Source organism: Odoribacter sp. N54.MGS-14 (assembly GCF_000980295.1).
GTDB lineage: Bacteria > Bacteroidota > Bacteroidia > Bacteroidales > Marinifilaceae > Odoribacter > Odoribacter splanchnicus.
On sequence record NZ_LARL01000097.1, the window covers coordinates 1 to 8,105 of the forward strand.

Annotated in this window: 8 protein-coding genes; all 8 read left to right on the top strand. The window is 39.1% G+C overall.

Features of this window, described 5'->3' with window-relative positions; translation table 11 throughout:
- On the top strand, positions 1 to 1,241 hold a 1,241-nt coding region (locus WS42_RS13645; RefSeq protein ID WP_046451261.1), incomplete at its 5' end, for a RagB/SusD family nutrient uptake outer membrane protein.
- A 17-nt stretch (positions 1,242 to 1,258) separates the two neighbouring features.
- Complete coding sequence (locus WS42_RS13650) at positions 1,259 to 2,053, top strand: DUF4843 domain-containing protein (RefSeq protein ID WP_162609979.1); 795 nt, start codon at positions 1,259 to 1,261, stop codon at positions 2,051 to 2,053.
- A gap of 19 nt (positions 2,054 to 2,072) precedes the next feature.
- Positions 2,073 to 3,563 carry a PKD-like family lipoprotein gene (locus WS42_RS13655; RefSeq protein ID WP_046451263.1) on the top strand — a complete coding sequence of 497 codons (1,491 nt, stop codon included), beginning with the start codon at positions 2,073 to 2,075 and terminating at the stop codon, positions 3,561 to 3,563.
- 119 nt (positions 3,564 to 3,682) lie between these two features.
- On the top strand, positions 3,683 to 4,267 hold the full coding sequence (locus WS42_RS13660; protein ID WP_147345765.1) for an RNA polymerase sigma-70 factor: 585 nt from the start codon (positions 3,683 to 3,685) through the stop codon (positions 4,265 to 4,267).
- Between the two features lie 272 nt (positions 4,268 to 4,539).
- Complete coding sequence (locus WS42_RS13665) at positions 4,540 to 4,872, top strand: RNA polymerase sigma factor (protein WP_087395338.1); 333 nt, start codon at positions 4,540 to 4,542, stop codon at positions 4,870 to 4,872.
- 223 nt (positions 4,873 to 5,095) lie between these two features.
- A complete protein-coding gene (locus WS42_RS13670) occupies positions 5,096 to 5,641 on the top strand; it encodes an RNA polymerase sigma factor (protein ID WP_022159413.1) in 546 nt (181 codons plus the stop codon).
- 132 nt (positions 5,642 to 5,773) lie between these two features.
- Entirely contained in the window at positions 5,774 to 6,943 is a 1,170-nt protein-coding gene (locus WS42_RS15680) for a FecR family protein (RefSeq protein ID WP_087384366.1), read from the top strand.
- Positions 6,944 to 7,023: 80 nt separating this feature from the next.
- Positions 7,024 to 8,105 (top strand): SusC/RagA family TonB-linked outer membrane protein (locus WS42_RS13680; RefSeq protein ID WP_046451264.1); only part of this gene is annotated, 1,082 nt, incomplete at its 3' end.

The following is an 8,105-nucleotide window of genomic DNA, read 5'->3' on the forward strand; positions in this document are numbered from 1 at the left end:
AACAGTCTCAATTCGATTATGAAGATGCGAGTGCAAAATCCCGCTTCGATGCAATTTGGTCGGCGATGTATCAAGGAATCACACAGGCCAATTATATTCTGGAATCCTTGGAATCTAATAGAAGCTCTATAAAATATTCAGAATTGATCGAAGGGGAAGCTTATGCTTTGAGGGCTTTTATGCATATGGAATTAGCTGCTATGTATGGTCCTGTAATTGAAAAAGAAGGTGACCTCGATCAGGCTTGTATTTCTTATCGTACTCAATTTAATGTCGAGGCTCAAAAATTTGAGTCGATGCGCTCGGTGCTGACAAAAGCGAAAGCCGACTTATTGAAAGCACAGGACTTGTTGAAAGAAGATCCGATCGTCGGGAATAAACGATATGGCGATGGGAATACTTCTATGCTCGATTATCATTCCGTGTTGGAACGTCGGGGTGATCGGATGAATCTGTTTGCAGTAAAAGGACTATTGATGCGGCTAGAGCTGGCCTTATTGAATAAACCGGGAGCTTACGAAATTGCCGATGAACTGATTCAGTTATGTAAACAAAATGAATTATTTGTCTTGACAAACCGGGAAGATGAATTATATGATAAGAATCTGGGAGAAGAGACGATCCTTGGGTTCTATAAGAACGATCTTTGGGAAGTGACCAAAGAAGTCTTTGGTTTTGAAAAAGGGAATCAGACCGATAACTTTTGTATCAATACCAATCAATATAGCATATACTTAAACGATCTTTATGGACGTGCTCCGGATGGGTCCGGTACGGACAATCGCTTGCGTTTCTGGTTTGGGAAACCGTCGAACGGTGGAAGTTATTATATTTTCAGTAAACTTGAGGAAACTTCCTACCCCGGAACTATACGTTTGCCCTATTATCCGGAGATTCCGATTTTACGTTTGGCCGAAGTATATTATGTCGCTTGCGAGACAATGATCGGTAAAGATAATGTCAAGGCACTCGGTTATTTGAACGATGTGCGGGAATCCCGTAATCTGGCCCGTTTAAACGGTTCCTATGGAAATGATGAAATCATGGAATTTCTGATGCGTGAAATGCGGAAAGATTTTATCGGTGAAGGACGGATGTTTATGATTTATAAACGGTTGTATAAAGAGTTTTATGTAAAACAAGGAGTTATTATCGCTCCGACAAAGGATAAATATATTTTCCCGATTCCGGACGATGAATACGAATTTTCACCTAATGAGAGCCCGAAAGAAGAGAAATAATGCTAAATGACAAATCTATGAAGAAGATAATATTATATATGACTTTGTGCCTGATAGGAATGGTACAAGTGGCTTGTGATCAGGATATCGACGGATTCGATAATTCGACGAATTATATATACTTCGATCTACCCTTCCAATTGGATCAATATGGAAGAAAAACAACTGAAAGAGTAGATAGCCTGGTATATTCTTTTGCGATGGATGATCCTTCGGTGACCAGTTATACTTTTAAAATTCCGGTGAATTCGGTTGGGTTGAAGACAGAAACAGACCGGCATTATAAGGTTGTTGTAAATGAAAAGAAAACTACTGCAACCGGGACCGACTGGGATATGTCGGTTATAGAAAAAGCGGTCATCCAATCCGGTACTTTACGGGATACCCTTGAAGTAAAAGTCAACCGGACCCCCATCCTGAAAAAAGAATCGCGGACAATTACCCTTTATATTGAAAATAATGAAAATTTCCAGGTAGGAGCTTCCGAATTGTTAGCAGCTAAACTGGTCTTTTCAGATATCTTACAAGCTCCATCCTGGTGGCCGAGTTGGGAAAGATATTTCGGTGTATTCGTTCGGGAGAAATATGCAAAATGGCAGGAGATTTATTTTTATGGAGCTGACCCGAATGTCGAAAAATGGGGACCGAATACTGGTAAATTGTTATATTGGGACCAAATGCCCTATTATGCCGGTTATCCCAGTTGGTATCCTTCTACCTTTATGTTTATCGGTAAGTTGAAGCAGTATTTTATAGATCACGAAGTTTATCCGGATGGAGATACCTCGAAACCTAGAATTATGCTTCCTTAATATTTAAAAATTGTTTGCTATGAAAAATAGATGTCAAGTTTTTGAAAAGAGTATTGGATTATATATCATTGTTCTGATTATGCTATTTTATAGTTGTTCAGAAGACAAAGGAAACTATGATTATAAAGCAGTGAATGAGGTGATAGTAACGGGTGTCACAAAAGATACTTCGGTGATGAGAGGAGAGGTGTTGAACATACATCCGGTGATCGGCCGTTCATTGCAGGCTTCGGAGGAGGGATTGGAATATAGTTGGAGTCTGGCAGGGAAAGAGATCGGAACGAACCGTGATTTGGCTTATTTTGTTCCCGAAACATTGAATGTTGGAAAATACGACTGCCGTTATGTCGTTACAGACACAAAAAACGGTATGAAGTATTTTGTGGATTTTAATGTGAATGTGGTTTCGAATTTTTCCTGGGGATATTATTTCTTGTGTGAAGAACCCGACCAGTCCGCCGTATTGTCATATTTCTCATCGAAAGAAGGGACTACCGAGTGTTTGCATGCTACTAAAATCGGAGACTATGCATTGGGGAAACAACCGAAAGCGATAATCGATTATTTTGGAAATATTTCTTCTTTAAATGATTATTTTTATTCATTTAATATTATTACCAGCCAAGGAGATAACCCGGTAATTATGACGAATAACGGAGCATTTATGCCGAGTGGATTGATTAACGACCATAGTTTTATCTATGAGGGAGATACATTCAATCCGACAGATGCCGTTTACATGTTGACGGATGCCGTTTATTATGTTTCTAATGGTAAAATTTATTCTTATAATAGTGGTTTATTATATCGGGCAGCTAAGCACGATAAAGAATATTACTGGAGCAATCCGGCTTCTGCCTATACTTATGTATATGTTTTCGATGAATTGAGTAAGAAATTTTATATTTTGAAAAACCAGATCGACGATCCAGCCCTGGGATTAGTGAGCGATCCGTATGCTTTGGATAGAGTTGTGGAAATAAAAAATCAACCCTCTTATGAAGGACAGACCATTATTTACAAATATGTTTCCAGAGCTCATGTCATGTCGATGGCAACAGCACAAACAGGAAAAATCAATCTGATCTCTTTTGAGTACATCGATTTCAAAAAAGCGACGGAAGAAGAACCTGCAGTGAATGAAGACGGACATTTGTTGGAAATGGAAACTCTTCCTTTGGCTGGTGCCGATGCCGATACCAAGGGCGTATTGGTCGCTGAAAACGACTGGTATTTTGTGGTAGGCAATAAGGTCTATACGACTCCGGTATTAAAACCCACGCTTGCCGATTTCGTGACATTGCCGGACGATATCGGTAAACCCGTAGCAGTTGCAGTTTCGGCAAAAGAAACTCAGTTGATCATTGCTACTTATGATGCCGGTAGTCCGAAAGAATACAAGGGTTCTTTTGCGATTGTGGATCTGATGAGCAAGGAGGTGACCGTCCACCGGAATGTGATGGGAAAATGTGTCGTGGCTAAAGGATACGATTCTAATCCCTGGTGGTAAATCGGTAACATACGGCAATCCCGGTTCCGGGATTGCCGTATGTTACCGATTCAGTGATCTTTTATATCAGGGAACCTTCCGGAATAAATACTTTGTTAATATCCTTAAAAAAATTATATTTGCACGTAAATCAATATTCCGGCAAAGATAATATGTTAGGATATGTAAGTGAATGTGAGTTTAAGTTACAGTTTGAAGATTCGTTTAAGCGATTCTTCAAGCCATTGTGTTTTCATGCGATGAGCTTTGTGAAGGATGCGGATATTGCCAAAGATATTGTACATGATGTTTTTCTGACAACATGGACGCAACGTGAGAAAATAGATTTTACTCAACCGATGTTGCCTTACTATTTGAGTCTTACCCGTAACCGTTCACTGAACTACCTGGATCATTTGAAAGTAAGGGCCCGGCACGAAGAGAATGAATCGTATAAAAATCTGCTCTATGCCGAGACCGATTATTCCGAACATGAAGAATTGATCCGGCAAATTATGAACCGGATCAATCAGCTTCCAGATCGTTGTGGAGAAGTTATGCGGCTATGTTTTATCGAATGTAAAAAATATAAAGAAATCGCTGAAATACTGGGTGTTTCCGTGAATACTGTCAAAACTCATATTTCGTTGGGACTCAAAATTCTTAGAAAAGAGTTTCCCGCTTCTCTGTTATTTGCATTCTTTTCGCTCAGGCGCCTGAGATAAAAAGGACCAGATCCTGCTCCAACATTTTCTGGTCCTGAGGGTTATAACATAAGTTATCATGAAACCCATTACAAAAGTAAAAAGAAAAATAGAACGAAACAAAGGGACGGGGGTAATGTTTCATTTTCCTTTTCTACGTTCTCGTCGGTGAGTATCTCTTTTATTCGTTATTACTGTTTTCGTTAGGTAATGGTGTCTGGACTGATTTTAGTTTAGAGGAGAGTTATTTTTTATTTTTTTCTTTATATTTGCCACACAACCGGAGGAGAACTATGCGTGATAATGAACGATTTATAGTAGACCTGAACAAAAAAAGAGAAACTGCCTGGCAGCAATTGTACGAGGAGTTTTATCCGGCATTATGTACCTATGTGGCCAAACTGACCCATGAAAATGTCGGAGTGGAGGATATTGTTCAGGAGTGTATGATCGGGTTATGGGATTCTTCCTTGCAATTTCCGAATGTCAGATCTTTGGCAGGTTGGCTCTACAAAGCAGTATATAACAGGGCTTTGAATATGATTCGTGATCGGGACAATGCCCGTCGGTTATTGGGAAATTATACTTCCGGGATTTCACTGAATTGCGGACTAGTCTTGATTTGAGAAATAGCATTCTTCCTGGAAATAATCCAGATAGTCCGGTTTCCTATTGCTGCAAATTTCCGCTTATTTTTTCTTTACCGGTTAGCTCTGCCGTAGATGAAGGTTCATAATAGATGATAAAAATTTGGCAGCTACTGTTTTAATCTTTAATTTTGTTTGGCCATGAGCGGGTTATAGATCTGTGCCGCTGTATGAATTCTTTTATTAGAATCGTTTTTGCTTTATGTCTAAATATTTTAGAATCAAAGGAATAGAAGAAGATGAAATTTTCCGTAATTTGTTTATAGATTACTACCCATCTCTGATTTCTTTTGCTTTATATTATGTGGGAGACAAAACTATAGCTGAAGATCTGGTACAGGAAGTATTTGTGAAGCTTTGGGAAACCCGGGAACGTTGGAGTGTTGTCGGTGATTTTTCTGCTTATGTCTACCAGATGGTCCGTTTTAAGTGTTTTAATTATTTACGGGCTGAAAAAATAAGAAATGAAGCAACGCGTTCTTTTACAGAAGAGATAAATATTACTGAAATCAATAATTATATAGCAGAAGAGACTTTCCGTTTGGTAATGAATTCAATGGAGGATTTGCCTCCTGCTTGCCGGACAGTGTTTTCTTTAACATTAGAAGGTTATAGTGCTAAAGAAATTGCAGAAAAATTAGATATTGCAGTAGAGACCGTAAAAAAGCAAAAGCAGATAGCCAGGAAAATTTTGAAGGAAAAATTTGGAAAATTATTTCTTTTTCTTCCTGCTGTCCTGTTTTCTTAATTCGTTTGTTTTCTGCTATTTACTTTTATCTATCCAGCGGTAAGAGTATTTATTTTCACTTTTAACAATTTTCTTTTACCTCCTTTTTGTTTTTGAAGTGTCGTATAAGTGTAATGAATAAATAAAGCTTCTATGGCAGAGTTTGAAAATTATAAGGAAGTTGCTTTTTTATTGTCGAAAGCTGTCCAGGGGCAGTTGACCGAAAAGGAGGAGGAAACACTTGGAAGGTGGCGACAGGAATTTCCGGAGAATGAACTACTGTATCGTCAGGTTCTGACTTCGGAGTTTATCATTTCGAAAAGTAAACAATGGGAACAGGTGGATTTGGTGATGGCCTACCTAAAGATACGGCAAAAATGTGAACATCGTTCGAGGAGAGTCCGATTGTTTCAAGTGACTGCTGTAGCTGTTTCGGTATTGTTGCTATTGGTAAGCGGGCTTTTTTATTTTGTACTGCAGGATAAAGATGATCGGTATCCGGTCGGGCTGATGACTGAAAATATTTTACCTGGAAATGCGAAAGCGGAACTGATACTTGCTGATGGAGAGCGGATTTTGTTAGGTGGCCCGGACATGGATTCGATATTGGTACAACCTGGAGCTGAAATACACACTGCTAAAGAACGTTTGAGCTATATTGGCCGGCAACAGACCGGGAAAATTCAATATAATATTTTACAAATTCCGAGAGGCGGAGAGTATTCGGTAACTTTACAGGATGGTACGGTTGTGAATCTGAATTCGGCTTCCGAATTGCGATATCCAGTGCAATTTGCAGGTACTGAACGGAAAGTATTTTTGACAGGAGAAGCTTATTTTCAGGTAGCAAAAGATAAAGAACATCCTTTTATTGTGGTCACCGGCGAGGCGGAGATAGAAGCATTGGGTACTAGTTTTAATGTTTATTCTTATAAAGAGGAGAATCGGATCGAGACGACTCTTGTCGAAGGTGCTGTCCGCTTTGCTGTAGCCGATCAAACGGTTATTTTGATGCCGGGTGAACAGGGAATGGTTGGAACCGATGGTAATTTGGAAAAAAAGAAAGTAGATGTTTTCCCTTACATTGCTTGGAAAGAGGGAAAGTTCGTATTTCGGAAACGCTCTCTGGAAGAGGTTATGCATATTATTTCACGTTGGTATAATGTAGAGGCGGTATTTCAAAATGAATCCTTGAAAAAAGTGTCGTTTTCCGGGAATCTGAAACGGTATGATGACTTTGAACATATTGTCAGTATGCTGGAAATGACAGGAGGAATCCGATTCAAGGTGGAAGGGAGAAAGATCTTTATAACCGAAAAATAAACAGGACAGAGTATGTGGGTACTCTGCCCTTTCAAAACGGCAAACAAGCCGTTTAATGTTTAACTTAATTGTACAAATTTATGAAAAAAAATGGAACATGTGATCTTCTTATACCAAGAAGATTGCTGGAAAAGTGTAGAAAAATTGTGTTTTTTACACTTTTCCTGACTTTCCCGATGTTGGCGAGTGCATATGCTCAATTGAGGAAAGTTTCTTTTGAGGTGCAGAATGTTAATCTGGCAGAGATTATTGCAACTCTGGAAAATTTATCGAATTACACTTTTTTGTATCAGGATGAACAGGTAGAGCAGGTAAAAAATCTCACTTTTCATTTTGTGGATGAGGATTTGCGTGTGGTGCTTGAAAAATGCCTTGAAGGCACAAATTTGACTTATCAGATTAAAGATGAGACTATTATTTTGAGAGTCAGAGAGCCAAAACCTGAAACTGTACAGCCCAGTGTGCAAGAACGAAAGTTGACTGGCAAGGTGACGGACGAGAGCGGTACATCATTGCCGGGAGTGACCGTTATGATTGAAGGTACGACGGTCGGTACTGTTACAGATGTGAATGGGAATTATGTCTTGAATTGCCCGGAACAGGAGGGATTAACTTTGGTATTCTCTTTTGTTGGTATGGAAACACAACAAGTTACTGTGGGCGAACGCAATGAAATAAATGTAACGATGAAGGCGGAGATTGCAGAGATAGATGAGGTGATAGTTAATGGGTATTTTACTCGTAAGACAGAGGGATTTGCCGGAGCAGTTACGACAATTAAGAAAGAAGATTTGCAGAAGGTACATACAGCAAATATCTTTACGACATTGAGTGCATTAGATGCAGGTTTTAAAATTACTGAGAATAATGTGATGGGGTCCAACCCCAATACATTGCCTGAATTTACAATTCGTGGTAAAGGATCTTTTCAAGAAGGTTCCTCGGCACCATTGTTTATTTTGGATGGTTTTGAGACAACTATTCAAAAAGTATATGACATGGATGTCAATAGAATTGAAAGTATTACTATTTTAAAAGATGCTTCTGCTACGATTCTCTATGGTTCCCGAGCTGCCAATGGGGTGGTTGTCATTGAGACCGTGAAACCCAGACCGGGACAATTACGTGTGACATATGATTTTAAACCGGCTGTAGATATTGC